The sequence below is a fragment of the Psychrobacter sp. 1U2 genome (assembly GCF_051847575.1).
The window spans coordinates 1-739 of the sequence record NZ_JBPYDC010001018.1; the positions used below are offsets into that span (position 1 = coordinate 1).

General features: G+C 41.7%; 1 protein-coding gene. It reads right to left on the reverse strand.

What is annotated here, in order from left to right:
- Window positions 1-73 precede the first annotated feature (73 nt).
- Window positions 74-661, reverse strand: coding sequence for an LPS export ABC transporter periplasmic protein LptC (gene lptC / locus ACS8FD_RS20125; protein WP_439261550.1), 588 nt, complete (start codon window positions 659-661; stop codon window positions 74-76).
- Window positions 662-739 lie beyond the last annotated feature (78 nt).

Below are 739 nucleotides of genomic sequence, written 5' to 3' on the forward strand. Positions count from 1 at the left end.
GAGCCAATTGCTGCTATTACCTTTACCAACTATTTTAAACTATCTAAGACAATAATACGTAATATACAAGACATTAAAATAAAGCCTGATCCTGACGCTCAGCAGGTGTGAAAGTCACAGCCACTTGTCCAAACTCATACTCGCCAGTTTCAAGATTGGCCTGCATACTAGAAGCCTCAAAGCGATTCATACCCTGCACAACTTTGACGGACTCATCACTATAGACTTGACGAGACTTGGTATTGCCTTTAAGCGTTTGACCTGTGACTTCAATAGGTTCAATATCTGATGATCCACTCGCTTTGTCTTCGCTAACTAAGGTAAAACCACCAGACAAAAGCAGCTCCCCTGTTTGTTGGTTGATCGTAGCACTACCTGCTTGAATTTGATAACGCTGTTCATCAGATGGCTCCCAGTTCATGGTAATACCCGACATCTCATCTTGATTGGTCACTGGATTATGCGTAAGTGAATCGGCATTTAACTCGTATTCGGTCTCACCCTCTTCATTGGTTTGTACCGCTTTTATATCAGTCGCTTCATAATCCACCTCAGAAGCTTCTATGTTTACTGGCGGTGTGATCTTACCTTGTTGTTGAAAAAACCAACCAGCAATACCGGCAATAATTAAGGCCAAAACAACTAGGACACGAGTATTCACGATAAATCATCCTGCGCTGGCACTTTATCAAGCGTATAGTGTGAAATAAAGTCTTGATACTGTCCATGACCTTTTAAG